Origin of the sequence: Luteibacter sp. UNCMF366Tsu5.1, assembly GCF_900119235.1 — a bacterium.
Classification (GTDB): Bacteria; Pseudomonadota; Gammaproteobacteria; order Xanthomonadales; family Rhodanobacteraceae; genus Luteibacter; species Luteibacter flocculans.
Genome location: NZ_FPIS01000001.1, coordinates 1660642 through 1684890, shown reverse-complemented (window position 1 = coordinate 1684890; position 24249 = coordinate 1660642). Strand labels below are relative to the sequence as shown.

Here is a 24249-nt window from a genome sequence, read left to right as displayed (position 1 = left end):
ACGCTTCGCCATTGGCGAATTGCCGCACCATATTGGTGCACGTTGCCCTGTACAAGGGCTATGCGCAGCACGCCCCGCCGTTGCGCCCACGCGTCAAAATCAGTACCATTTTGGTCCGGTATTGACGACTCCCCTTTCCCCATGCTCCGTGTCAGCCGACTCACCGATTACGCGACGGTGGTGATGACCTGCATCGCCGCTCACCCGAACGACGTTCTGAGCACTGCCCAGATCGCCGAGGAGGCGCGCCTCGAGTTGCCCACGGTGTCGAAGCTGCTGAAGCTGCTCGGTCATGCGGGGCTGGTGGAATCGTTTCGCGGGGTCAATGGTGGCTACCGGCTCGCGCGGCCGGCCGAGGCGATCAGCCTCGCCGAGATCGTCGAAGCGATGGAAGGGCCGATCGGCCTCACCGAATGCAGCATGGCCCAGGGCCAGTGCGAACGGCAGTCCCAGTGCGGCGTCAGCGGTAGCTGGCGATCCGTTTCCGGGGCGATCGACGGCGTGTTGCGCGCCATGACCCTGGCACAGATGCTGGCCGCGCGCCCGATGGCGCCGGCCACCGAGGCGGCCTCCGCCGCACAGGCAAACGCATGAACGAGAGCGAGAACATGACACGCGAAGTGGCAGCGCCGGTGCACGACAACGCCGAAGTCGAAGCGGCCCTCAACCGCCGCTACGAGGCGGGTTTCGTCACCGACATCGAGTCCACGACCCTGCCGCCGGGCCTCAATGAGGACACCGTGCGCCAGCTGTCCGCGATCAAGGGCGAGCCGGAATGGATGACCGAGTGGCGTCTGGCCGCGTACCGGCATTGGCTCACCATGCCGGAGCCGGACTGGGCGAAGCTCGAGATCGCGCCGATCGATTACCAAGCCGTGAGTTACTACTCGGCACCGAAGGCCGGGCCGAAGTCGCTCGACGAGGTCGATCCGAAGCTGCTGGAAACGTACGAAAAGCTCGGCGTACCGCTGCATGAGCGCGCGCGCCTCGCGGGCGTGGCTGTGGACGCGGTGTTCGATTCGGTCTCGGTCGGCACCACCTTCCGCAAGGAACTGGCGGAAGCCGGCGTGATCTTCTGCTCGATGTCGGAAGCGATCCGCGAGCATGGCGATCTGGTGCGTCAGTACCTGGGCAGCGTGGTGCCCGCGGGCGACAACTATTTCGCTGCGCTTAACTCGGCCGTGTTCTCCGATGGCAGCTTCGTGTTCATTCCCAAGGGCGTGCGCTGCCCGATGGAACTGTCCACCTATTTCCGCATCAACGCCATGAACACCGGGCAGTTCGAGCGCACGTTGATCGTCGCCGAAGACGACGCCTACGTGTCCTACCTCGAGGGCTGCACCGCGCCGATGCGCGACGAGAACCAGTTGCACGCCGCGGTGGTGGAACTGGTAGCCCTGGAGCGTGCTCAGATCAAATACTCCACGGTGCAGAACTGGTACCCGGGCGACGAGAACGGCGTCGGCGGCATCTACAACTTCGTGACCAAGCGCGGCGACTGTCGCGGCGCGGACTCGAAGATCTCGTGGACCCAGGTAGAAACCGGATCGGCCATCACCTGGAAATATCCGAGCTGCGTGTTGCGCGGCGACCGTTCGGTGGGCGAGTTCTATTCGGTGGCGCTCACGCATCATCGTCAGCAGGCCGACACCGGCACCAAGATGATCCACATCGGCAAGGGCACCAAGTCCAAGATCGTCGCCAAGGGCATCAGCGCCGGCCGCAGTTCGAACAGCTACCGCGGCCTCGTGAAGATCGAGAAGGGCGCGGATGGCGCACGCAACTACACGCAGTGCGACTCGCTGTTGATCGGCAAGAAGTGCGGTGCTCACACCTTCCCGTACATGGAAGTGAAGAATCCGGGTGCCATCGTGGAGCATGAGGCCACCACCTCCAAGATTTCGGACGACCAGTTGTTCTATTGCCTCTCGCGCGGCATCGGCGAGGAGGACGCGGTCTCGATGATCGTCGACGGCTTCTGCAAGCAGGTCTTCCGCGAACTGCCGATGGAGTTCGCAGTGGAAGCGAAGAAGCTGCTCGAGGTCTCTCTCGAAGGCGCGGTGGGCTGACGATGGGTATCGCCGGCTCTGCACCGGGCGTCACCGATCTGCGCGCGTTGCTCGCTGCGCTGGATCCCGAGGTGGACCCCATTCCGAAGCGCTTCCTGCACGTGTCGCACGAGAAGGCGCGCGAGCGGCTTCCCGAGGCCTTGATGATGTTTCGCGAAGCCGAGGGCAGCACGCTGATCGTCGACGCCGATCCCGAGGCGTCGGGCGGCGAGCGGATGCTCTGGGCGCACATCACCCTGCGCGTACAGTCCAGCCTCACCGCGGTGGGCATGATGGCCGCCGTATCCGCTGCGCTCGCGAAGCGCGGCATTCCCTGCAACCCCGTATCCGCGTTCCTGCACGATCACCTCTTCGTGCCCTGGGAACGCCGCGACGACGCCCTCGATGCGCTCTCGCACCTCACGCCCTGATTGGACCGCGCCATGCACATGCTCAAGATCGACAACCTCCACGCCCGCGTCGAAGGCAAGGAGATCCTCAAAGGCCTCTCGCTCACGGTGAACCCGGGCGAGGTGCACGCCATCATGGGCCCGAACGGGGCGGGCAAGTCCACGCTCGGTAATGTGCTGGCCGGCCGCGAGGGTTACGAGGTCACGGCCGGTACCGTGGACTTCGCGGGTCGCGACCTGCTCTCGTTGGAGCCCGAAGAGCGCGCCGCGGTCGGTGTGTTCCTCGCTTTCCAGTACCCGGTCGAAATTCCCGGGGTAAACAACACCTACTTCCTGCGTGCCGCGCTCAACGCGCAGCGGAAGTACCGTGGTGAAGACGAACTGGATTCCATGCGCTTCCTGAAGCTCGTGCGCGAGAAGCTCAAGGTGATGCAGATCTCCGACGAGTTGCTGCACCGCGCGGTGAACGAGGGTTTCTCGGGCGGCGAGAAGAAGCGCAACGAGATCTTCCAGATGGCTGTGCTCGAACCGAAGCTCGCCATCCTCGACGAAACCGATTCCGGCCTCGACATCGATGCGCTCAAGCAGGTGGCCGAAGGCGTGAATGCGCTCCGTTCGCCGGAGCGCTCGTTCGTGCTCGTCACGCATTACCAGCGCCTGCTCGACTACATCCAGCCCGACTTCGTGCACGTGCTCGCCGGCGGACGCATCGTCGAGAGTGGCGACAGGCACCTGGCGCTCAAGCTGGAAGAGCAGGGCTACGCATGGCTTGCGGACGCGCATCCCGAACTGCGCAAGGCCGACCTCACGGGGGCGCCGGCATGAACTCCGTGCCGTCCCCGTTCGTGCGGGCGGCCCTGGATGCCGCCTCCGCCACGCCGGCCAGCGGCATCGCCTGGCTGGACGCCGCGCGTCGCGAAAATCTGGAAGCCTTTGCCGCGGCGGGCTTGCCCGAGGGGCGCAACGAAGCTTGGAAATACACGCCGTTGCGCGCGCTGTCTCAGCGCGCCTTCGCGCTGGCCGATCGCACGGTGGCTGCCGGCCTCGCGGTCGATCCGTCGAGCTACGCCTTGCCGGGCGTGGAAGGCGCCCGCGTGGTCTTCGTGGATGGTGCGTTCCGCGGCGATCTGTCCTCGATCGACGAGCACGGCATCGAACTCGTTCCCCTCGCCGTTGCACTTACGGAGCAGCCCGAGCCCCTGCGCTTCGCGCTCGCTCATCGCTACCACCATGGTGCGGCCGATGCGTTCGCCCACCTCAATGCCGCCCTGGCGACGGATGGTCTGGTCGTCCGCGTGACGGACGGCGTGGTCGCGAGCCGGTCGCTGCACATCGTGCATCTTTCCAGTGGTGTCCAGCCGGATAGCGCCTGGCACGTTCGCTTGCTGATCGAGATCGGCAAGCGCGCCGCCCTCGATGTGGTGGAGCACTTCGCCACCGCTGGCGACGCCGCGCAACTCGGCACCGTGGTCACGAACGTCACCGTGCGCGAAGGTGGCAGGCTGGGTCTCATGGCGTTGCAGGATGCCTCCACCGCTACGACGCTGGTTCGCCGCTCCCAGGTGCGTCTGGAGGCCGGTGCCGAAGCGACGGTGCATGCGCTCGAACTGGGCGGTGCCTTGGTCCGGCACGAACTGCAGGCGGAACTGACAGGCGATCGTTCGCGCTTCGATTCCCGCGGTGTGTTCGCACTGTCCGGTCGCCAGCACGTGGACACCCAACTCGAGGTGCGCCACATGGCCCGCGACACGGCCTCCGATGCGCTCTGGCGCGGCGTGGCCGACGGTCGCTCGCGTGGTGTCTTCCGCGGGGCTATCGTGGTTGCCGAGGGCGCCGACGGTACCGACGCCTCGCTCAGCAACAAGAATCTGCTCCTGTCCGGTCAGGCGGAGATCGATACGAAGCCCGAACTGGAAATCTACGCGGACGAGGTGAAGGCCGCCCATGGCGCCACCATCGGTCAGCTCGACGAACGTTCGCTGTTCTATCTGCGTTCGCGCGGCATTCCGTCCGCCGAAGCGCGCAGCCTGCTGACGCTGGCGTTCTGCCGCGCCGCGCTCGAATCCTTGCCCAACGCCGTCCTGCGCGAGCATCTCGGTGAGCGGTTGGTCGCGCATCTGCCGACCGGTCCCGCTGCCGACTGACGCCTGGAGCCACGCCATGAACGCCAAGCCCGAGTCCCTCTTGCCGCCGCTGGACGTCGAGCGCATCCGCGCCGACTTCCCGTTGCTGGCGCGCACGGTGCACGACAAACCGCTGATCTATTTCGACAACGCGAACACCGGGCAGAAGCCTCGCTCGGTGATCGAGGCGGTCGACCGGCACTACCGAGAGCACAACGCCAACGTGGCGCGTGCGGTCCATCAGTTGGGCGAAGAAGCCACGGCGGCCTACGAAGGCGCACGCGACGCGATCGCTCGCTTCATTCACGCACCGTCGCGGGACGAGGTGATCCTCACCTCCGGCACCACGCAGTCGATCAATCTCGTGGCCTACAGCTACGCGTTGCCGCGCCTCAAGGCAGGGGATGCGATCCTCACCACGGTCATGGAACATCACGCGAACATCGTGCCGTGGCAGCTCGTGGCGGAGCGCACGGGCGCGACGGTGAAAGCGGCCCCCATCGATGCCAACGGGGAACTGATCGTCGAGCGTTTCGTGGAGATGCTGACCCCCGAGGTCAAGCTCGCCTGCGTCACCCACGTGTCGAACGTACTCGGCACGGTGAATCCCATTCGCGAGATCGCCAGGGAATGCCGCAAGCGTGGCATCCCGCTGCTGGTCGACGGCTCGCAGGCGGCGCCGCATCGTCCCATCGACGTGCAGGCGCTGGGCTGCGACTTCTACGCCATCACAGGGCACAAGATGCTCGCCCCGACGGGTACGGGCGCGCTGTGGGCGAAGCGCGAGCACCTGATGGCGATGCCGCCCTTTTTCGGCGGCGGCGAGATGATCCGCGAAGTACGCTTCGAAGGCACGGTGTTCGCCGATCCCCCGCATCGCTTCGAGGCGGGCACGCCGAACATCGCCGGTTTTGCCGGCGTGGCCGCCGCCATCGAGTATCTGGAAGGCGTCGGCTTCGATCGCCTGAAGGCGTACGAGCAGGATCTCCTGGCGTACGCCACGGCGGCTCTCGAAGACCTGCCAGGTATTCGGATCTTCGGGCGCGCGAAGGAAAAGGAGCCGGTCATCTCGTTCCTGCTGGAAGGCGCGCATGCCAACGACATGGCGACCCTGCTCGATCTGCAAGGCGTGGCCGTTCGCTCGGGTCACCACTGCGCTCACCCGCTGATGCACTTCTTCGGGGTGCCTGCCACGTTGCGTGCCTCGCTCGCCTTCTACAACACGAAGGCCGAAGTGGACGGGTTCGTCGATGCCATCGGGCGCGTCCGCAAGCTGCTGATGTAACTGGCGTACAGCGGCTCGCTGCGAGGTATGCACGCGCCGGCTGGCTGGCGCTAACATGGCCGCATGATCAGCACAGACATCTTTCGCTTTGCCACCCCGGCCGACGTCCCGACCATTGCCGCGCTCGTCGAATCCGCCTATCGCGGGGATGCGAGCCGGGTCGGCTGGACCACCGAGGCCGATTTTCTGCATGGCCGACGCACCGACACCACGGAAATCGAGGAGCTGATGGCGAACGCGGATGCGCGTTTCTTGCTCCTTGAACGGAACGGCAGCGTGGTCGCGTCTTGCTACATCGAGAAGCAGGGCAGTGCGTGTTATTTCGGCATGTTCTCAGTGCATCCGCCTCTGCAGGGCTCGGGCATCGGTCGCCTCGTGCTGGCCGAGGTGGAACGCGTCGCGCGGGACGAATGGCGATGCGATCGCGTGGAAATGACCGTGATCGACATTCGTGCCGAATTGATCGCCTGGTACGAACGCCGCGGTTATGGCCGCACGGGCATCACCAAGCCATTCCCTTATGGCGACGAACACTTCGGCCTGCCGCAGCGCGACGATCTCCGTTTCGAATACCTCACGAAGGCGCTGGCATGAACGGCTGGGTGCGTGTCGGTACACGTGGTGAGCTGCTTCCGGGCGAATTTCGCGTGGTCTGGGATGGCGATACGGCCATTGCGGTCTACAACATCGACGGCGACCTCTACGCCATCGAGGACGTCTGCACGCACGACGGCGGCGAACTGGCTGGCGGTCCGGTCGAGGGCTTCGAGGTGGAATGCGTGCGTCACGGCGCGCGTTTCGACCTGCGTACCGGCGCGGTGACCTGCCCTCCGGCCTACGAGCCAGTGACGACCTTTCCCGTGCGTGAAGCCGACGGCCTCATCTGGACGCGCGACGACCGCTGAGCGGCAAGCGCGAGCGTCTCGACTAGAAGTGGTAGACGAACGCCAGCGTCTCGGTGACCTGGCGCGTCGAGCCGAAGTGGCGCACGAGCGGGCTGTCCGACGCATTGCCGAACAGCTTTCCGTACGAGACGGATAGGGCGAAGCCGGTGTGTTGCGACGTGGGCACGAAGGCGTCGTATTCGATGTGGGCTGCCTGCCAGCCGGCTCCCGGACGCCACGACGAGGTGCCAAGCGCGGCGGCCTCGGTGGACGTGACGCCGAAAAAGCGGCGCATGGCTGGGCCGTTCATCCCCTCCACCTGCACTTCAAGCGAATGCTCGATGTACCAGATGTTCGGCAGCGTGTAATCGGCGTACAGCGCGGCGTATGCGCCCGCGCCGTCGGTGTCGTGGGCCAGGTGGCCGCCGACGCTGAAGCGCTTGTTGAAGGCATATTCGAGATAGCCGCCACCCTGGAAACGCGGCGACAGCGAGGCCACCTTGCCGCCCAGTGTGCCGAGATCGTTGTGTGTGCGGCCCCAGAGCCAGTTGCCATAGATTCCGCCGTGCCAGTGCTCCCCGTCGATGACATCGAGGGTCAGCCCGTCTGCGGTGGAAAGCTCCCCGACGCCGGGAAGCTCGATATCCACGTATGGGATCGCCTGGTTGCGCTGGTCTTTGGCGCCCATCCAGGACGGCATGCGCTGGACACCGGCGCCAAAGGCATAGCTTGGCGCACTGTCGTCAGCCGCCCGCGCAGCGGTGATCGTCAGGAGCAGTAGCGGGAGAACGAGGGAGACGCGAGTAAGACGCATGCGCGGAGAGCCGGTGCGGATCATCAGCCAAACGGTGGCACAAGCGCCTTACGAATGGCTTTCTGCGTGGGAAAGGGCTCGGAAAGGATACCCCTTTAGCCTCCGCATCGAAATGGCCAATGGCGCATCCCTCGTGCTCAGCTCTCCCTCCTGGAACATTCTCTGCGACTTCGACGGCACGATCGCCGTGGAGGACGTGATCGACTCCCTGCTCGATCGCTTCGGCCGTCCCGGCTGGGAAGTGCTCGAACGCGATTGGCGTGCGGGCCTCATCGGTTCTGCCGTGTGCATGGCGGGACAGGTGGCGCTGCTCGACATGAGCCACGACGAACTCCAGGAACACCTGGGCGGGCTGCGCATCGACCACGGCTTTGCTGCGTTCGTGCGCGCCACCATCGAGCATGCCATCCCGATGGAAATCGTGAGCGACGGACTCGATCACGCCATCCACGCGATCCTCGCCAATCACGGTATCGATGGCTTGCCGGCATCGGCCAATCACCTGCGCCAGTCCGCTGCCCGCCGCTGGGAACTGACATCGCCGTTCTCGGTGCCCGGTTGCCGCAGCGGTACCTGCAAGTGCGCGCGTGTCGACGCTGCACGCCAGCGCGGTGGCAAGACGCTGCTGATCGGCGACGGTGCCTCGGACTTCTGCGCCGCCGACCGCGTGGACTTCGTCTTCGCCAAGAACCGCCTTATCGAGCATTGCCGCGCCGCCGGTATTCCGTACGCGCCGATCGCCAGCTTCGACGAAGCCCTGGCCCTGCTTCCCGACCTCCTCGACGGCCGGCTCCCGCCGCGCACCGTCCTGCCTGTTCCCGCGCCGATTCACCAGGAAACCCTCGCATGAACATCCTCGCCAAGAATCCGCAGCTCGTCATCGACGACGCGACCCTGCTCGCCGACGAGGCGAAGTACTGCTCCTTCGGTGACACGGTGCATTACGTGGACCCGCCCAAGATCTTCCGTCACGCGGAAGGCAGCTACATCTACGACAGCGAAAACATCCCGTTCCTCGATCTGCAGATGTGGTACTCGGCCGTCAACTTCGGCTACGGCAATAAGCGCCTCAACGACACGCTCAAGTCGCAGATCGACCTGCTGCCGCAGGTAGCCAGCCAGTACCTGCACCAGGGCAAGATCGAACTCGCCAAGACGATCGCCGTAGACGCCAAGCAGAAGTTCGGTCTGGACGGTCGCGTGCATTTCAACGTCGGCGGCGCGCAGGCGGTCGAGGACTCCCTGAAGCTCGTGCGCAATGCGCGCGGCGGCAAAAGCCTCATGTTCGCGTTCGAAGGCGGCTACCACGGCCGTACGCTCGGCGCTTCGGCCATCACCTCCAGCTACCGGTACCGCCGCCGCTTCGGCCACTTCGGCGAGCGCGCGATGTTCATCCCGTTCCCGTATCCGTTCCGTCGCCCGAAGGGCATGACGCCCGAGGAATACTCGGACGCCTGCGTGCGTCAGTTCGAGCGACTGTTCGAAACCGAATACAACGGCGTGTGGGATCCCAAGGTCAATGAGGCGGAATACGCGGCCTTCTACGTGGAGCCCATCCAGGGCACGGGTGGCTACGTCGTACCGCCGAAGAACTTCTTCATCGACTTGAAGAAGGTGCTCGACAAGTACGGCATCCTGATGGTCGTCGATGAAATCCAGATGGGCTTCTGGCGCACGGGCAAGCTGTGGTCGATCGAGCATTTCGGCGTGCAGCCGGACGTGATCGTCTTCGGCAAGGCCCTGACCAACGGCCTCAATCCGCTGTCCGGTATCTGGGCCCGCGAGGAACTGATCAACCCGTCGATCTTCCCGCCCGGCTCCACGCATTCCACGTTCAATTCCAACCCGCTCGGTACGGCGCTGGGCCTGGAAGTGATCAAGATGGGCTACGAGCTGGACTACGCCACCAAGGTCGCGGAGAAGGGCAAGCACTTCCTCGACGGCCTGCGCGACCTGCAGAAGCGTCACAAGGAAATCGGCGATGTGGACGGCCTGGGCCTCGCCCTGCGTGCCGAAATCTGCACCGACGATGGCTTTACGCCGAACAAGGCGCTGCTCGACCGCATGGTCGACATCGGCCTGGCTGGAGGCCTGGTGCACGACGGCAAGAAGATCGGTCTCGTACTCGATGTGGGCGGCTGGTACAAGAACGTGATCACGTTTGCCCCGTCGCTCGACATCAGCCACGAGGAAATCGACCTCGCCATCGCGTTGCTCGACCAGCTCATCACGCTGGCCAAGCGCGGCTAATCTCCGGCAGCTACCGGTGGCCTTCGTCAACCAGCTCGAGCCGGACACGCTGCTCGAGCAGTTCGAGCGCCATCCGCCGCACGACTTCGTCCCCGTTCGTGCGGCGGATGGCGCGCCACTATTCGTGGCGCCGTTCGATCTGTTGACCACCGCCGACGCCGACCTGCGCAAGCGCGTCGCGTCGCTGCCGCTGCAGCGTTGGCTTCGCCGCCTGCTTACGCCGCGAATCTGCTTCGCCGGTACGACCATCTCGGAATACGCACTGTTCTCGGCATCGAGCGATCCGGCGACCGTGCCCACGGCGTGGGCGCGCATGTTCGGTCGCGAGTATCCGTTGCTGATCGTGAAGGATCTCGCTCTGGACTCGCCGCTCACCACGCCGGCCGACCGGTCGTGGACAGCGCGCTTTCTCGATGCCGCGCGTGATGCCGGCTACCTCATCGTGGAAGGCCAGGCATTGGCCTATGTGCCGATCGACTTCATTTCGATCGACGACTATCTTTCACGGCTGTCTGCGTCGCGACGGAAGAACCTCCGGCGCAAGCTGCGTTCGCGCGAACGCCTCGATATCCAGCGCCTGGAGACGGGGGCGGCTTTCGCCAGCGATGCCGTTGTCGATATGTATTACGCACTGTTCGAGAACGTTCACGCACAGGGTGAGATGCAGTTCGACAAGCCCACGCGCGAGTTCTTCGCGGCCGTGTTGCGGCAACCCGGCGGCATCGTGTTCAGCTACCGAGCGGAAGGCACACTGATCGGCTGGAATCTCTGCTACGAACATGGCGGAAACCTGCTCGACAAGTACGTCGGGTTTGCCTACCCGATGGCGCGGGAACTCGATCTCTACTTCGTGAGTTGGTTCGTCAATCTGGAATACGCCTTGGAACGTGGGCTCCAATTCTATGTCGCGGGATGGACCGATCCGGAGGTCAAGGCCTCGCTCGGTGCCAAGTTCCACCTGACGCGACACGCGGTGTTCGTACGCAACCCGCTGCTTCGCGCGGTGCTCAGGCGCTTCGCGCATCATTTTGAATCTGACAGCCAATGGGGAACGCCGGATGCGGTCGCCAGTCGTTCTTGATCTCGACGGCTCGGTCGGACGCCTGCCTGACGCCACGGTACTCGTGCTGCGCGAGTGGGAGGAGTCGATCCGCTTCGGTTGTTCGCTCGGTCGCATGCGTCGACTTCAACGGACGCTTGACGAGGCGCTGCCGCGCAAGCACGGCACGGCGTTTCTTGGCAGTGGCGATTTCCACCATCTCACCTGGCCGCTTGTCGAACGCGTGGACGTCGGCGAGCGCTTCGAGGTGGTGGTGCTCGACAATCATCCCGACAACATGCGCTTTCCCTTCGGCGTGCATTGCGGTTCGTGGGTACGCCGCGTGGCGATGCTGCCGCAGGTGGCGCAAGTGCACGTCATCGGTATCACCTCGGGCGACATCGGCCGCGGCCACGCGTGGGAGAACTACCTCGGTCCGCTGCGCGCCGGCAAGCTCACCTACTGGTCCAACGGTGTGGATGTCGGCTGGGCACAGCGCCTCGGTCTCGGCGCGGCGTTCCGTACATTTCCTTCGGCCGATGCCATGGTCGATGCCTTCGTGAGCGGGCAGGGGGGCGGATCCCGCCCGGTGTACCTGTCGATCGACAAGGACGCCTACGCGCCCGACGTGGCGATGACCAACTGGGACCAGGGCACCCTCAGCGAGGCCGGCGGTGCCGCGATCGTCACATCGCTGCGTGGTCGTATCGTTGGCAGCGACGTGACCGGTGACATTTCCCGCTACCGCTATCGCACCTGGTGGAAACGCCGATTGAGCGCGATGGATGGTCAGGTGGAACCCGATGCCGCGCTGCTTGCGACCTGGCAGGCGCAGCAGCATGCACTGAACCTGCGCCTGCTTGCGCTGATCGAGGCAAATCTCACCAGCGCCCGATCAGGTGCTGTACCAGCAGGCTGGTAAGCGCCACCGCAGCCCATACGCCCAGCCCAAGCAGGATCGGTCGCGGACCGGTGGATGCCATGCGGCGCAGGTCGGCAGACAGACCGATGGCGGTCAGCGCCACGATGATCAGGCACTCGGCAACGAAGTGGATCACGGGCAAGGCCGCGGCAGGAATCACGCCGGCCGTGCGGATGGCCGAGGCCACCAGAAACCACAGGATGAACCACGGAAAGATGCGTGCCAGGCTGAAATCCGTGGCGCCGCTGCGCTTGTGCTTCCACGCCACGACGAGCGCGATTACGAGACAGATGGGGATGATCAGCGTGGCGCGGGTGAGCTTCACGATCGTGGCGTAGTCGCCCGCGGCGTGGCTATAAGCGTAGCCGGCAGCCACCACGGACGACGTATCGTTGATGGCCGTGCCGGCCCACAAGCCGAAGCCGAGATTGGAAAGGCCCATCCAGTGCCCCAGCGCGGGAAAGGTCAGCACGGCCACGAGGTTGAACAGGAAAATCGTGGAGATGGCGAAGGCCGTGTCGTGCTCGTCGGGCTTGAGGATGGGCACGACGGCGGCGATGGCCGAGCCACCGCAAATCGCCGTGCCGATGCCAATCAGCAGTTTCAGTGCGTCATGCACGCGCAGCAGTCGGCCCAGACCCCAAGCCGCCAGGCCGGCGGCCGTCACCGTAGCGAGCGTGACCGAGAGGGACTCGAGTCCCGTGCGCGCCACTTGCGTGATGCTCAGGCCGAATCCCAGCGCGATGATCGACCACTGCAGCACCTGCTTGGAGGCGAAGCGAATGCCCGGCTGGAAGCGGGCATCGAGCGGTACGACCTGGCGCAGCACGATGCCGAGCACGATGCCGAAGACCGCGCCGCCGACCAGCGGCAGCATGCGACCGAGGCCGAAGGCCACGGCGGCGACGGCAAAGGCAAGCAGGATTCCCGGAAGGCGGGAAGGCGAGGCAGCGGGGAGGGAAGCGGCGGACACGGCGGCGATCCTTGAAGAAGTGGACGCATTGTCGGCGCTGGGTTGGCTTAAAGTATATTGAAAATACCTTATCCATCCCATAAGCATTGGTTATGCAATCGCCTAGCCCCCGACAGCTCGAGGTCTTCGTCGCCGTCGCGACCACCGGCAGCGTGCGAGCCGCGAGCGAGCGGCTGTTCCTCAGTCAACCGGCCGCCAGCATGGCGCTGGCCGAACTCGAACGGCAGATCGGTTTTCCCCTGTTCGCCCGTGAGCGCGGACGGCTCCGACTCAACGACCGCGGACGCGACCTGCTGCCTCTGGCGCGGGAACTGCTGGAACGGCAGGCGGAATTCGGCCGGCGCGCGCGCGGCACCGCGGCGGAACTGAGTGGCGAGATCGGGGTGGGCGCCAGCAATACGATCGGCAATTACCTCGTGGGCGACCTCCTGGGGCCATTCGCTTCGGCGCATCCGGCCGTCTCGCTGCGGCTGGGCGTGGCGAACACCGCACGGATCGCACAGGGTGTGCTCGATCACGACTTCGACGTCGGTTGCGTCGAGGGCCCCGTGACGCATCCTTCGCTGGAGGTGAGGCCTTGGCGGGAGGATCGGCTGGTGGTGTGCGCTCGGCCCGGCCACCCGCTGACTGCCAAGAAACGTCTGCGGCGAGAGGACTTCGCCGGTCAGCACTGGGTCTTGCGCGAGCGCGGTTCGGCAACGCGCGCCCTGAGCGAGCGCGCGCTCGCGGCGTTGCCCGAAGGACGCACGGTGCTTGAACTGGATCAATCCGAAGCGATCAAGCAGGCGGTGATCGCGGGTCTGGGCATTGCCTGCGTGCCCGAAGTTGCCGTCGGCGACGCGGTGCAGGCAGGGCGAATCGCGGTGCTGCCGACGCCGTTTCTCGACCTCAAGCGCACCCTGTCGGTACTGCTGCACCGGCAGCGCTATCGCGGTCCGGTGCTGGACGCCTTCCTGGCAAGCGTCTGATCGACGCCGCCGTCAGCCGAGCACGCAGCGGTTCTTTCCGCTGCGCTTGGCGGTGTACATCGCTTCGTCGGCTGCGGCGACGATATCGTCGTAAGCGGCACCGGCACGATAGAGCGTCACACCGATGCTTGCACCGACCTGCGCCGGCACACGGCGGTCACCCACGTCCAGCGTGTACGGCTGCGCGATGGCGTCGCAGAGCGTCTGGCAGCGGGCAAGGGCGGTCGAGGCGTCCGGGGCGTCGTGCAGCAGCACGGCGAACTCGTCGCCGCCCAGTCGGGCCACGGTATCGGACGCCCGCGTGCGGCCGCCGATACGCGCAGCGATCACCTTGAGCAGCGCGTCGCCGGCAGCATGGCCTTCGTTGTCGTTGACGCCCTTGAAGCCGTCGATGTCGATATAGGCGAGGGCGAACGGCGCATCCCGTTCCTCGGCAAGGGCGATAGCCGTTTCCAGGCGATCGCGGAACAGCACGCGGTTGGGTATGCCCGTGAGCGCATCGTGCGTGGCTTGATGGCGAACCAGCTCCTCCATGCGCGTACGTTCGGCGACCTCGGCGCTGAGTTGCTCGTTGCGCAGCGACAGCTCGTCGAGCGCCTGTTGAAGCAACGCGCGCGCCCGGTACAGTTCGAGGAAAACCCGGACCTTCGACTGCAGGATCACGTCGTTGATCGGCTTGGCGATGTAATCGACCGCGCCCGAGGTATAGCCCTTGATCCGGTTGACGTCGTCAGCGTACGCGGCCGTGACGAAGATGATGGGCGTCTCGCTCAGATGATCGCTTTCGGAAATCAGCTTCGCCACCTCGAAGCCGTCCATCTCAGGCATGTTGACGTCGAGCAGAACCAGCGCGAACTGGTGATCCAGACACAGTGCCAGCGCTTCGTTGCCGCTGGCGGCCTCGAAGACATCGGCGTCCGCACGCGCAAGCAGGCGACGCATTGCCACCAGATTCGCAGGCGTATCGTCGACGACGAGGATCTTGGGACGGTTCGAAGTCATGGCAGGCACAGTGCGTTCAATCTCGTGGCAATGTCATCGAGTGGCAAGCAAGCGTCCGCGCCCGCTGCCGCCAGTCCCGCTCGTGGCATGACATCCGATTCCGCCTCGTCCGGGTCTTGTACGATCGCGTAGCCGCCCGCTCGGCGAACCGCGAGCAACCCGTTTGCGCCGTCGGAATTCGCCCCGGTCATCAACACGGCGATCAGCGTCTCGCGCCATGCGTCCGCCGCCGCTTCGAACAAGACGTCGATCGATGGTCGCGCATAGGTGACCTTCGGATCGACGCTGAGAGAAAAGTGCAGGTCCGCTTCGACCAGCAGATGATAGCCGGTGGGTGCGACGTGAACCACGCCGGGCGCCGCCATCGAACGTTCCTGCGCTTCGACGACGGGAAGTGACGATGCATGTGCCAGCAATTCCACCAGCAAGGACACGTTCGGCGATCCGGTGTGGCAACAGATCACGACGGGAACCGGCAGGCGTGCATCGAGGCCCGGCAGTACGCGCTGCAGGGCGGTCAGGCCGCCGGCACTGCATCCCATGACGATCGCGGCATGGCGGCTCATCGCACCGATGGCCGTGTGCCCTGATTACCGACACGGTAGATGCGTGCCGCCGAGTCCACTTCCTGGAAATCGGCCGCCAGCGGCGAGAAGTCGATGTTCTCGCGTGTTCCGAGGCAGAGGAAGCCACCACGGACGAGGCTGTCGCGAAACAGCCCGAGTGTTCGGTCCTGCAAGGCATTGCCGAAGTAGATCAGCACATTGCGGCAGAGGATGAGATGCGCCTCGCAGAACACGACGTCGGTGACGAGGTTGTGGTTGAAGAAGGTGACGTTGCGCCGTAGCCGCTGGTCGAGTTTGATGAAATCGTAGCGGGCGCTGTAGTAATCGCTGAAGGAGCGTTTGCCACCGGCTTCGAGGTAGTTACGCGACCAGTCGCGTGCGTCGCGCGTGGCGTAGATGCCTTCGCCGGCCGCCGCCAGTGCGGCGTCGTTGAAGTCGGTCGCGTAGATCCGCGTGCGTTCGTAGAGCCCTTCCTCTTCGAGCAGGATCGCCAGCGAATAGACTTCCTGTCCCTGCGCGCAACCGGCCTGCCAGACGTTGATCTGCGGGTGCGAGGCGAGTACGGGGAGTATCGTCTCGCGCAAGGTCTTGAACACGAACGGGTCGCGGAACATCTCCGAGACGGGCACGGACAGCCCTTCGATCACCCTGCCGACGAAACCCTCGTCGTGCAGCACGCGTCGATTCAATTCACTGATGGTGCCGGTGGCGTGCATGCGCACGAGTTCCAGCACGCGTCGCTTCAGCGATGCGGGTGCGTAGCCGCTGAAGTCATGGCCGTGGCGCAACTGCATCGCCTGGATGAATAGCCGGATCTCGATGTCCTCGACGTCCATGTCAACTCCGCGGAGGTAGCCAGACGCGAATCATCGACAGCAGGCGGTCCACGTCGATCGGCTTGGACAGGTAATCGTTCGCGCCGGCTTCGAGACACTTCTCGCGGTCGCCACGCATGGCCTTGGCCGTGAGCGCGATGATCGGCAACCTGGCGAAGGCGTGCTGCTCGCGAATGGCGCGCATCGTGTCATAGCCGTCCATCACCGGCATCATGATGTCCATCAGGACCAACTCGACGGCCGGGTCCTTTTCGAGCGTATCGATCGCTTTGCGACCGTCCTGCGCCATCGCAACGTCCACGCCCTTCGTGCGCAGGACCTTCGACAGCGCAAAGAGGTTGCGCATGTCGTCGTCCACGATCAATACGCGACGGCCGCGCAGATCGGCTTCTTCCGCACCACCCGCCGGCCGCGCCTCATCCGCGCTCGTGGCGTTGCCGTGGCGGATCGAATGCAGGAACAGGCTCACTTCGTCGAGCAGGCGGTCGGGTGAGCGCGCGCCCTTGACCACGATGCTGTCGGTGTACTGGCGAATGCGCAGGCTCTCCTCACGCGAGAGGTCGCGGCCCGAATACACCACCACGGGCGGCGTATGCCCTCGCTGCGCCATCTGCTCCAGGAATTCGAAGCCTGACATGCCGGGCAGGCCGAGGTCGAGCACGATGCAGTCGTAGGCTTCGCTGGCCGTCTTGGCGAGCGCTTCTTCGCCGGACGAGGCTTCGTCGATCGCGACGGCGTCGTCCTTGAGCAGCGTGCGTACCGCGGCGCGAGCGCTGGCGTCGTCGTCGACCACCAGTAGATGGCGCATGCGACCCTCGGCGAAATGCATCAGGCGATCGAAGGCGGTCGTGATCGCCTCGCGGCTGACGGGTTTGGTCAGGAAGCCTACCGCGCCGAGTTCCAGGCCGCGCGTCGCGTCGTCGGTGGCGGAGATGAAGTGCACCGGTATGTGTCGCGTGGAGGGATCGTGCTTGAGCCGATCGATGACGGTCCAGCCATCCATGCCGGGTAGCATCACGTCGAGCAGGATGCCGGTGGGACGATAGCGGCGAGCCAGTGCAAGCCCCGATTCGCCGTCGGCTGCGGCGAGAACGCGATGACCCTTGCGGTGGATCATGTCGGCGAGGATGCGGGCAAAAGCGGGATCGTCCTCCACCACGAGGATGACCGTGTCGCCAGGGGCAAGCGCGTCACGATCGTCGTCGATGCGCTCCGCGAGCAGGCCGGGTGAAAGCGGCAACGTGGCTTCCGCGGCGGCCTGCTCCAGGGGCACCGAGACGGGGCCGCCTTCGCTGTGGGGAGCCTCTTCGGGGAGGTAGACGGTGAACGTGCTGCCTTCGCCCGGCGCGCTGCGCAGCGCGATGTCGCCGCCGAGCAACATGGCGATGCGTCGCGAGATGGCAAGTCCCAGGCCGGTACCGCCATATTGGCGGCTCGTGCTGGCATCCACCTGCTCGAACGCGTGGAAGACCCGTTGGAATTTCTCCGGCGGAATGCCGATGCCGGAATCCGTGACCGCGATGGCAATGCTCCGTGCCCGGTCGATCCCCGCCGGTACTTCGTCGCCCTGGGCCGGTCGGCCGATCGTCACCGTGACACCGCCGCTGGCCGTGAATTTGAACGCATTGCTCAACAGGTTGTTGACGACCTGTTCGAGTTTGCCGCCGTCGGTGCGGATCGTGCCAGGCAGGTCGGGCGACAGGTGCACTTGGAAGGCGAGCTTCTTTTCCTGGGCGACGTGGTTGAAGGTGCGCCCCAGTGTGCGGACCAGGTCGGCCAGTGGGAACGGCTCGACCGCCAGTTCCATTTTCCCGGCCTCGACTTTGGAAAGATCGAGAATGTCGTTGATCAGGCGCAGAAGGTTGGAGCCGGCGTCGTGGATGATCCGCGCCGATTCCACCTGCTCGGCATTGAGATTCTCGTCGTCGTTGTCGGCCAGGCTGCGCGACAGGATCAGCAGGCTGTTCAACGGCGTGCGCAGCTCGTGCGACATGTTCGCCAGGAACTCCGACTTGTACTGGCTCGCTCGGGCGAGTTCCTCGGCTTTCTCCTGGGTGTCCTTCTGCAGCGCTTCCAGCGCCTCCTTCTGGCGATGGAGTACGACGCCCTTTTCGCGCAGCTCCTCGTTGGAGGCGTGCAGTTCCTCGGTCTGCACGCGGAGCTCTTCTTCGGAGGCGACCAGGCGCTGCGACTGCTCCTGCAGTTCGATCGTCTTCGCCTTGAGTTCGTCGTTGGTCGTGCGCAGGTCTTCCTGCTGCGAACGCAGTGCCTCCTCGGAGGCGCGCAACTCGTCGGCCTGGCTGCGGGTCTGTTCCAGCAGGTCGCTGGTGCGCAGGGCGCGTGCGAGATTTTCCAGCGACAGCGCGACGATCGGCATGAGTTCTTCGAGCAAGCGTTCCTGCAAGTCGGTGAGGTGCGCGAAGCTCGCGATCTCGATCACGCCGAGCAGGGTATCGCGCGACAGCACGGGAACCACAACGACGCTGCGCGGCGACGCCTCGCCACTGCCGGAATGGATGCGCACGTAATCGCCGGGTACGTCCTGCAGCACGATCATGTGCCGCTCGATGGCGGCTTGGCCGACGAGCCCTTCGCCCAGGGCGTATTCGGGCGTGACGTGACGACGTTCCTTGTAGCCGTAACTGCCGAGCAGTTCGAGTCGCGCCGTGTCTTCGCGGAACACGTAGAACATGCCCAGGCCAGCCTGCACACAAGGCACCAGTTCCGACATCAGCGTGCCGGCGAACTCACGATAGGAGGTGGCTTCCTGCAGGCGATTGGAGATCCGGGTGACGGTGGACTTCAGCCAGGTCTGTCCCGCCGTCTCGATCGCCATTTCCTTGAACACTTGCAGCGCGCGGGCCATCTCACCGATCTCGTCGGCGCGATTCAGTTGACGCACCTCGATCGTGTGATCGTGATTGGCGAGCCGCGTCATCAGTCCGGTCATTCGCACGATCGGCCGGGTGATGAGGCGGAAGGTCATGCCGATGACGAAGCCGCCGAAGATCAGGCACAGCACCAGCGAGCCGATGTCGAAGTACGTGGTGATCGTCTGCTGCCGATCCACCGCGGCGCTGCGCTGCGCCAGCAAGGTGCGCTCCGTGGCCGACATCTCGGCAAGGAGTGCGCGGATCTCTTCCATGTGGACGGTGCGATGGGCGAGGTAATTCCGCTGAATGCCGACGCGGGTTTCCACCAGGCTGGGCGACTCGGCGCTGCCGACCGCGCGTATCGGTTCCAGGCCGATCTGCACGGCTTCGGTTTTCCAGCGCTCCAGCATGTCCTGGAGGCGATCGATGCGCGCCTGTTGCAGTGGGTTGTCGGCGGTCAGTGCCCTCAGATTCGCCAGTTCGCGAGACACCGCGCGGTCGGCGGTCTCGAAGTCGGCGTATTCACTCTCGGCCTGGCTCAAGAGGTAGCCTCGCACCGCGACCTGTCGGGTCAGCGCGGCGCTGTCCAGCGTCTCCAGTGAGAGCAGGACGTCGTGGGTATGCGCGGTCCACCCGCGGACTTCCTGATCGCGCGACAGCGACAGGAGATTGCCGAGATTCGTCGCCACGAAGAGGGCAAGCAAGGCGCCGATGACGAAGACGATCTTGCGCTGCAGCGGCTGGTCGGCCAGCCAGGTATGCCGATTGTCGGAAGAATTCATGCGTGGACCGTCGGTTCTCGATAAGGCGAGGGCGTGACAACTGTGACATCCGGCCGTGCCGCCTTCCATGGCAGGGACCACATAACGGGGATGCTGTCAGGCCGACGTGACGCGTTTCCGGCGCCATGCGGGTGCTACCAGCGAGCCGCGGCGGACGGCAACGGCCAGGCAGCCCGCCGTCACCATGGAACAGATGGCCAGGGCGACGACGGAAGCCTCGGCACCGAATGCGCCGCCGGTCAGCCAGTCCGGTCCCTGCATGTGCGATCTCAGCAGGCCTTGCTGTTCGAAGCCGGATACCGGAATGCCGTAGACCGGACCTTGCGTGACATTCCACGCCGCATGCGCGCCCATGCATACCCACAGCGAACGGGTGGCGTGATAGAGCAGCCCGAACAGCAGGCCCGCTTCCAGGGCGATGGCAATGGCGCTCCACGCCGTGGCGTTGGGATTCCAGATATGCAGCCCGCCGAACAGCGCCGCGGAGATGAACAGCGCCGCCCAGGTTCCGAGCCCTTCCTCGACGATGCGGAAGATGACGCCGCGGCTGATGATTTCCTCGACCACGCCCGCGCCCACACCCAGCACGAGAATCGGCCCGAGCCAGGCCACGTCGCGGTTCGTGCCGTCCACCACATAGGCGCCGAAGGCCCACAGGCTGCCGACGACGAGCGAGAACACCAGCGCGCCTGCAGCGATGCCGGCAAGCAGATGGGGCAGGGCCTTGCGGGCCGCCAGTTCGTCGACCCGTCGGTTCTCGATCGTGCGTACGAGCAGCCAGTAGGCCAGCACGGCGGGCGCGATCTTGAATGCTGCCAGCAGGGGCGTGACGTCGCGCATGGCGAGATGACCCTGCGGCAGGTCCAGGCCGCTGTAGATGCGCCCCAGTACCATGCCGATGAGGGTCAGCGTGATGAAGAAGACGAGGATGCGGCCAAGCGGCGATCGCAGCAGGCGCAGAGGCAGGGATGACGTCGTGACGGCGTTCGGTTCGGTGGGCATGGAGGGCTCGTGGAGGGGCTTGCAGCCGCAGTCTACGCAGGCATGATGGTGCTCCGATACAAGATCGTGTCGCGTCGCTTCCGTTAGGGTTGCGGTCTCGGCCGTGCCCGCCCCGACCACCTGGACCCCCCCGATGGCCATTCCGTCCCAGAACGATCCCGCCAGCCCGCAGAACCGCAAGGAACAGACCTTCCCGCGCCTCAACGAGGACATGGCGACGCGGCTGGTGAAGTACGGCGTCGAGGAGGTGGTTCCCGAAGGCACCGTGCTGTTCCGGCGCGGCGATCGGCGGATCGACTACTTCTTCGTGATCGAGGGCTGCATCGAGGTCTACGATCTCGACGAGAACGGCCAGCCCAACGTCTTCACGGTACACGGGCCCAACCAGTTCACGGGCGAGGTCGATCTGTTCAGCGAACGCCAGATCATGGTCAACGGCCGCACCGGTTCCGAGACGCGGCTGGTGCGCGTGGACCCGGTGAACTTCCGCAAGCTGGTCTCCGGCGAGCCGGATATCGGCGAGGTCATCATGCGCGCCTTCATCCTCCGGCGCGTTGGGCTCATCCAGAGCGGGCAGGGTGGCGTCACGCTTGCCGGCTCCGCGCACGCGGCGGATACCGTGCGCCTGCGCAGCTTCCTCATCCGCAATGGTTATCCGTATCGCCTGCTGGATACCGACATCGACGAAGACGCAAGGCACCTCATCGACGGGTTCGGGCTCGATCCGTCCGAGTGTCCGGTGGTGATCATGCCCGACCGCCGTGTGCTGCGTTGCCCCACCACGCGCGAGCTGGCAGACGAGCTTGGTATCTCCATTCACCTCGACAGCGATCACATTCACGATGTGGCGGTGATCGGGGCAGGGCCGGCCGGGTTGGCAGCAGCCGTCTATGCCGCGTCCGAGGGACTCGACACGCTGGTGCTCGAAGCGCTCGCGCCCGGTGGGCAGGCGGGTACGAGTTCGAAGATCGAAAACTATCTCGGTTTTCCGACCGGCATCTCGGGCGAAGCCCTGGCGGGGCGCGCCCAGGTCCAGGCCATGAAGTTCGGTGCGCACATGGCGATGGCGAGATCGGTGCAGGCGATGGATTGCAGCAGGCACCCCTACCGCCTGATGCTCGACGACGGCACATCGGTGCGCGCCCGCGCGGTGATCGTGGCGACGGGCGCACGTTATCGCAAGCTCGATCATCTCGACTACGAGCGCTTCGAAGGGCAGGGCATTCACTATGCCGCCACGGCGATGGAAGCGACCCTCTGCGCCGGCGAGGACGTCGTGGTGGTCGGCGGCGGCAACAGCGCAGGCCAGGCCGCGGTGTTCCTTGCGCGTACCGTGAAGCACGTGCACATCCTCGTGCGCGGTGATGGCCTCGCGTCCACCATGTCCGACTATCTCGTGCAGCGCATTCTTCAATCGCCGCGGATCACGCTGCACACGCGCTGCACGATCGACCATCTCGACGGCGACGCCTATCTGCGCGAGGTGGGCTGGCGTTGCGTCGACGGCACGCAGACGCGAGTCAAGGCGGGAAGCCTGTTCGTGATGATCGGTGCCGAGCCAAACACCGCCTGGCTGGAAGGTTGTCTCGATCTTGACCGCAAGGGTTTTGTGGTCACGGGTCGCGATGCTGATGGCTATGCCACACCGTCGCCCTTCGCGACCACGCTGCGCGGTGTGTTCGCCGTGGGCGACGTGCGTTCGGGTTCGATCAAGCGTGTGGCATCGAGCGTGGGCGAGGGCTCGGTGGTGGTGCAGGCGATCCATCGCTTCCTGAATCCGTCGCCCTTGTAACGCGGTTCGCGGTGGCGCCTCCCTGCGCCGCCGGCATCGCCATCAGACTTCTACCGAGGCTGCGTGCTCACGCGTGGCCGAGAAGCGAACACCCGGCCAGCGTTCCTGCGCCAGTTGCAGGTTGACGCGCGTCGGCGCGAGGTACACCAGTTCACCGGCGGCATCGATGGCGAGATTGCCCGCGTTCTTCTCACGGAACTCCTCCAGCTTCTTCGCATCGTCGCAGTGGATCCAGCGCGCCGTGGCGACGCCGACCTGCTCGAATGTCGCATCGACGTTGTATTCGTCCTTCAGACGATACGCGACCACGTCGAACTGCAGCACGCCGACCGCACCGAGGATGAGGTCGTTCGACATCAGCGGACGGAAGAACTGCGTGGCGCCTTCTTCGGAGAGCTGGGCGAGGCCTTTCTGCAGAGCCTTCATCTTCATCGGATCGCGCAGTCGTGCGCGGCGGAACAGCTCGGGCGCGAAGTTGGGGATGCCGGTGAACGACAGCGGCTCGCCCTCGGTGAACGTATCGCCGATGGTGATGGTGCCGTGGTTGTGCAGGCCGATGACGTCGCCCGGATAGGCGCGCTCGACGATTTCACGATCCGACGCCATGAAGGTGAGGGCGTTGGCGATGCGGACTTCCTTGCCCGTGCGCGTCTGCTGCATCTTCATGCCGGCGGTATAGGTGCCGGAACAGACGCGCATGAACGCCACGCGGTCACGATGTGCCGGGTCCATGTTCGCCTGGATCTTGAAGACGAAGCCGGTCAGCTTTTCTTCCTCGGGCTTCACCTCACGCGTGAGCGTGTTGCGCGGACGCGGCGACGGCGCGTGCTCCACGAAGAAGTCGAGCAGCAGCTGCACGCCGAAGTTGTTCACGGCCGAGCCGAAGAAGACGGGCGTCTGCGTGCCGGCGAGATAGGCCTCCACGTCGAATGGATTGGACGCCCCGAGCACCAGTTCCAGCTCGTCGCGCAGTTCGTCGAGCGCGGCCTGACCAATGCGGCCGGCAAGGTCCGGGTGATCCAGACCCTTGAAGATCGTGGAGTCCTGGCGCGTGAAGTTCTTGCCCGGCTCGAACACGTGCACTTCGTCAAGCAGCACGTGATACACGCCCTTCAGGCGCGAGCCCATGCCGATCGGCCAGGTGAGCGGGGCGCAGGCGATGCCTAGCACCGATTCCACTTCATCGAGCAGTTCGATCGGCGAGCGGCCCTCGCGGTCGAGCTTGTTGATGAAGGTCATGATCGGCGTGTCGCGCAGCCGGCAGACCTCCATCAGCTTGATCGTGCGTTCCTCGACGCCCTTGGCGCAGTCGATCACCATCAGAGCGGAGTCCACCGCGGTGAGCACGCGGTAGGTATCTTCCGAGAAGTCCGCGTGGCCCGGGGTGTCGAGCAGGTTCACGATGGCGTCGTTGTACGGAAACTGCATGACCGAGGAGGTCACGGAAATGCCGCGCTCCTTTTCCAGGGCCATCCAGTCCGACGTGGCGTGGCGGGCGGCCTTGCGGCTCTTCACGGAGCCGGCCATCTGGATCGCACCGCCGAACAGGAGGAGCTTTTCGGTCAGCGTGGTCTTGCCGGCGTCGGGATGGCTGACGATGGCGAAGCTGCGCCGACGGCGGGTTTCGGTGAGGTGTGAGGACATGAGGCGGGCCGGATCGAAGGGCTAACCGCGAATTGT

At 65.1% G+C, this 24249-nt stretch carries 22 protein-coding genes; 14 read left to right on the top strand and 8 right to left on the bottom strand.

Annotated elements, in window-relative coordinates; translation table 11 throughout:
- Positions 1-141 precede the first annotated feature (141 nt).
- The 8 genes from BT115_RS07515 to BT115_RS07480 all read left to right on the top strand — a co-directional run bounded on the left by BT115_RS07515 (position 142) and on the right by BT115_RS07480 (position 6771).
- Positions 142-594 (top strand): SUF system Fe-S cluster assembly regulator, encoded by a 453-nt coding sequence (locus BT115_RS07515; RefSeq protein WP_072321839.1) that lies wholly within the window; start codon positions 142-144, stop codon positions 592-594.
- A 14-nt stretch (positions 595-608) separates the two neighbouring features.
- Entirely contained in the window at positions 609-2069 is a 1461-nt protein-coding gene (gene sufB, locus BT115_RS07510; RefSeq protein WP_072322305.1) for a Fe-S cluster assembly protein SufB, read from the top strand.
- 2 nt (positions 2070-2071) lie between these two features.
- Positions 2072-2479: an ACT domain-containing protein gene (locus BT115_RS07505; protein ID WP_072321838.1), complete on the top strand. Its 408-nt coding sequence runs from the start codon at positions 2072-2074 to the stop codon at positions 2477-2479.
- Positions 2480-2497: 18 nt separating this feature from the next.
- The gene (gene sufC, locus BT115_RS07500) at positions 2498-3283 is read left to right on the top strand and encodes a Fe-S cluster assembly ATPase SufC (RefSeq protein WP_072322303.1); all 786 of its coding nucleotides are present in this window, start codon (positions 2498-2500) and stop codon (positions 3281-3283) included.
- Positions 3280-4602, top strand: coding sequence for a Fe-S cluster assembly protein SufD (gene sufD, locus BT115_RS07495; protein WP_083527343.1), 1323 nt, complete (start codon positions 3280-3282; stop codon positions 4600-4602). The genes sufC and sufD overlap by 4 nt, the downstream gene beginning before the upstream one ends.
- Positions 4603-4618: 16 nt before the next feature.
- Positions 4619-5866 (top strand): aminotransferase class V-fold PLP-dependent enzyme, encoded by a 1248-nt coding sequence (locus BT115_RS07490; RefSeq protein ID WP_072321837.1) that lies wholly within the window; start codon positions 4619-4621, stop codon positions 5864-5866.
- Between the two features lie 63 nt (positions 5867-5929).
- Positions 5930-6460, top strand: a complete 531-nt coding sequence (locus BT115_RS07485; RefSeq protein ID WP_072321836.1) for a GNAT family N-acetyltransferase — start codon at positions 5930-5932, stop codon at positions 6458-6460.
- Positions 6457-6771: a non-heme iron oxygenase ferredoxin subunit gene (locus BT115_RS07480; RefSeq protein WP_072321835.1), complete on the top strand. Its 315-nt coding sequence runs from the start codon at positions 6457-6459 to the stop codon at positions 6769-6771. The genes BT115_RS07485 and BT115_RS07480 overlap by 4 nt, the downstream gene beginning before the upstream one ends.
- A gap of 22 nt (positions 6772-6793) precedes the next feature.
- On the opposite strand, the gene BT115_RS07475 is transcribed toward BT115_RS07480, so the two are convergent.
- A complete protein-coding gene (locus BT115_RS07475; RefSeq protein ID WP_072322302.1) occupies positions 6794-7564 on the bottom strand; it encodes a MipA/OmpV family protein in 771 nt (256 codons plus the stop codon).
- Between the two features lie 133 nt (positions 7565-7697).
- Here BT115_RS07475 and BT115_RS07470 point away from each other — a divergent pair, with 133 nt between their 5' ends.
- From BT115_RS07470 to BT115_RS07455, 4 genes are read left to right on the top strand one after another with little or no spacing between them, the layout of a single operon-like run.
- Complete coding sequence (locus tag BT115_RS07470) at positions 7698-8414, top strand: MtnX-like HAD-IB family phosphatase (protein WP_255369365.1); 717 nt, start codon at positions 7698-7700, stop codon at positions 8412-8414.
- On the top strand, positions 8411-9814 hold the full coding sequence (locus tag BT115_RS07465; RefSeq protein WP_072321833.1) for an aspartate aminotransferase family protein: 1404 nt from the start codon (positions 8411-8413) through the stop codon (positions 9812-9814). The genes BT115_RS07470 and BT115_RS07465 overlap by 4 nt, the downstream gene beginning before the upstream one ends.
- A 16-nt stretch (positions 9815-9830) precedes the next feature.
- Positions 9831-10895: a GNAT family N-acetyltransferase gene (locus BT115_RS07460; RefSeq protein WP_072321832.1), complete on the top strand. Its 1065-nt coding sequence runs from the start codon at positions 9831-9833 to the stop codon at positions 10893-10895.
- On the top strand, positions 10873-11775 hold the full coding sequence (locus BT115_RS07455) for an arginase family protein (protein ID WP_072321831.1): 903 nt from the start codon (positions 10873-10875) through the stop codon (positions 11773-11775). Before BT115_RS07460 ends, BT115_RS07455 begins: the two co-directional genes overlap by 23 nt.
- On the opposite strand, the gene BT115_RS07450 is transcribed toward BT115_RS07455, so the two are convergent.
- On the bottom strand, positions 11735-12748 hold the full coding sequence (locus BT115_RS07450; RefSeq protein WP_072321830.1) for a YeiH family protein: 1014 nt from the start codon (positions 12746-12748) through the stop codon (positions 11735-11737). The genes BT115_RS07455 and BT115_RS07450 overlap by 41 nt on opposite strands.
- A 92-nt stretch (positions 12749-12840) precedes the next feature.
- Between BT115_RS07450 and BT115_RS07445 the strand changes: the two genes are divergently transcribed.
- The gene (locus tag BT115_RS07445) at positions 12841-13716 is read left to right on the top strand and encodes a LysR substrate-binding domain-containing protein (protein WP_072321829.1); all 876 of its coding nucleotides are present in this window, start codon (positions 12841-12843) and stop codon (positions 13714-13716) included.
- A gap of 12 nt (positions 13717-13728) precedes the next feature.
- Here BT115_RS07445 and BT115_RS07440 read toward each other — a convergent pair whose 3' ends face one another.
- From BT115_RS07440 to BT115_RS07420, 5 genes are all read right to left on the bottom strand, one after another.
- The gene (locus BT115_RS07440) at positions 13729-14718 is read right to left on the bottom strand and encodes a diguanylate cyclase domain-containing protein (RefSeq protein ID WP_072321828.1); all 990 of its coding nucleotides are present in this window, start codon (positions 14716-14718) and stop codon (positions 13729-13731) included.
- Positions 14715-15284, bottom strand: a complete 570-nt coding sequence (locus BT115_RS07435; protein WP_072321827.1) for a chemotaxis protein CheB — start codon at positions 15282-15284, stop codon at positions 14715-14717. The genes BT115_RS07440 and BT115_RS07435 overlap by 4 nt, the downstream gene beginning before the upstream one ends.
- On the bottom strand, positions 15281-16120 hold the full coding sequence (locus BT115_RS07430) for a CheR family methyltransferase (protein ID WP_072321826.1): 840 nt from the start codon (positions 16118-16120) through the stop codon (positions 15281-15283). The genes BT115_RS07435 and BT115_RS07430 overlap by 4 nt, the downstream gene beginning before the upstream one ends.
- Position 16121: 1 nt before the next feature.
- On the bottom strand, positions 16122-19775 hold the full coding sequence (locus tag BT115_RS07425; RefSeq protein ID WP_072321825.1) for a response regulator: 3654 nt from the start codon (positions 19773-19775) through the stop codon (positions 16122-16124).
- A gap of 96 nt (positions 19776-19871) precedes the next feature.
- On the bottom strand, positions 19872-20777 hold the full coding sequence (locus tag BT115_RS07420; RefSeq protein WP_072321824.1) for a CPBP family intramembrane glutamic endopeptidase: 906 nt from the start codon (positions 20775-20777) through the stop codon (positions 19872-19874).
- A gap of 133 nt (positions 20778-20910) precedes the next feature.
- On the opposite strand from BT115_RS07420, the gene BT115_RS07415 reads away from it, so the two are divergent.
- Entirely contained in the window at positions 20911-22569 is a 1659-nt protein-coding gene (locus tag BT115_RS07415; protein ID WP_072321823.1) for an FAD-dependent oxidoreductase, read from the top strand.
- 42 nt (positions 22570-22611) lie between these two features.
- On the opposite strand, the gene BT115_RS07410 is transcribed toward BT115_RS07415, so the two are convergent.
- On the bottom strand, positions 22612-24213 hold the full coding sequence (locus BT115_RS07410) for a peptide chain release factor 3 (RefSeq protein ID WP_072321822.1): 1602 nt from the start codon (positions 24211-24213) through the stop codon (positions 22612-22614).
- Positions 24214-24249: the final 36 nt, after the last annotated feature.

Excerpts from the sequence above, each read along its gene's own strand:
- BT115_RS07440 (WP_072321828.1), bottom strand. The coding sequence starts at position 14,718 with ATGACTTCGAACCGTCCCAAGATCCTCGTCGTCGACGATACGCCTGCG.
- BT115_RS07410 (WP_072321822.1), bottom strand. The coding sequence starts at position 24,213 with ATGTCCTCACACCTCACCGAAACCCGCCGTCGGCGCAGCTTCGCCATC.
- BT115_RS07490 (WP_072321837.1), top strand. The coding sequence starts at position 4,619 with ATGAACGCCAAGCCCGAGTCCCTCTTGCCGCCGCTGGACGTCGAGCGC.
- BT115_RS07425 (WP_072321825.1), bottom strand. The coding sequence starts at position 19,775 with ATGAATTCTTCCGACAATCGGCATACCTGGCTGGCCGACCAGCCGCTG.
- BT115_RS07480 (WP_072321835.1), top strand. The coding sequence starts at position 6,457 with ATGAACGGCTGGGTGCGTGTCGGTACACGTGGTGAGCTGCTTCCGGGC.
- BT115_RS07505 (WP_072321838.1), top strand. The coding sequence starts at position 2,072 with ATGGGTATCGCCGGCTCTGCACCGGGCGTCACCGATCTGCGCGCGTTG.
- sufC (WP_072322303.1), top strand. The coding sequence starts at position 2,498 with ATGCTCAAGATCGACAACCTCCACGCCCGCGTCGAAGGCAAGGAGATC.
- sufB (WP_072322305.1), top strand. The coding sequence starts at position 609 with ATGACACGCGAAGTGGCAGCGCCGGTGCACGACAACGCCGAAGTCGAA.
- sufD (WP_083527343.1), top strand. The coding sequence starts at position 3,280 with ATGAACTCCGTGCCGTCCCCGTTCGTGCGGGCGGCCCTGGATGCCGCC.
- BT115_RS07415 (WP_072321823.1), top strand. The coding sequence starts at position 20,911 with ATGGCCATTCCGTCCCAGAACGATCCCGCCAGCCCGCAGAACCGCAAG.
- BT115_RS07445 (WP_072321829.1), top strand. The coding sequence starts at position 12,841 with ATGCAATCGCCTAGCCCCCGACAGCTCGAGGTCTTCGTCGCCGTCGCG.
- BT115_RS07430 (WP_072321826.1), bottom strand. The coding sequence starts at position 16,120 with ATGGACGTCGAGGACATCGAGATCCGGCTATTCATCCAGGCGATGCAG.
- BT115_RS07455 (WP_072321831.1), top strand. The coding sequence starts at position 10,873 with ATGCGGTCGCCAGTCGTTCTTGATCTCGACGGCTCGGTCGGACGCCTG.
- BT115_RS07515 (WP_072321839.1), top strand. The coding sequence starts at position 142 with ATGCTCCGTGTCAGCCGACTCACCGATTACGCGACGGTGGTGATGACC.
- BT115_RS07475 (WP_072322302.1), bottom strand. The coding sequence starts at position 7,564 with ATGCGTCTTACTCGCGTCTCCCTCGTTCTCCCGCTACTGCTCCTGACG.
- BT115_RS07420 (WP_072321824.1), bottom strand. The coding sequence starts at position 20,777 with ATGCCCACCGAACCGAACGCCGTCACGACGTCATCCCTGCCTCTGCGC.
- BT115_RS07485 (WP_072321836.1), top strand. The coding sequence starts at position 5,930 with ATGATCAGCACAGACATCTTTCGCTTTGCCACCCCGGCCGACGTCCCG.
- BT115_RS07465 (WP_072321833.1), top strand. The coding sequence starts at position 8,411 with ATGAACATCCTCGCCAAGAATCCGCAGCTCGTCATCGACGACGCGACC.
- BT115_RS07435 (WP_072321827.1), bottom strand. The coding sequence starts at position 15,284 with ATGAGCCGCCATGCCGCGATCGTCATGGGATGCAGTGCCGGCGGCCTG.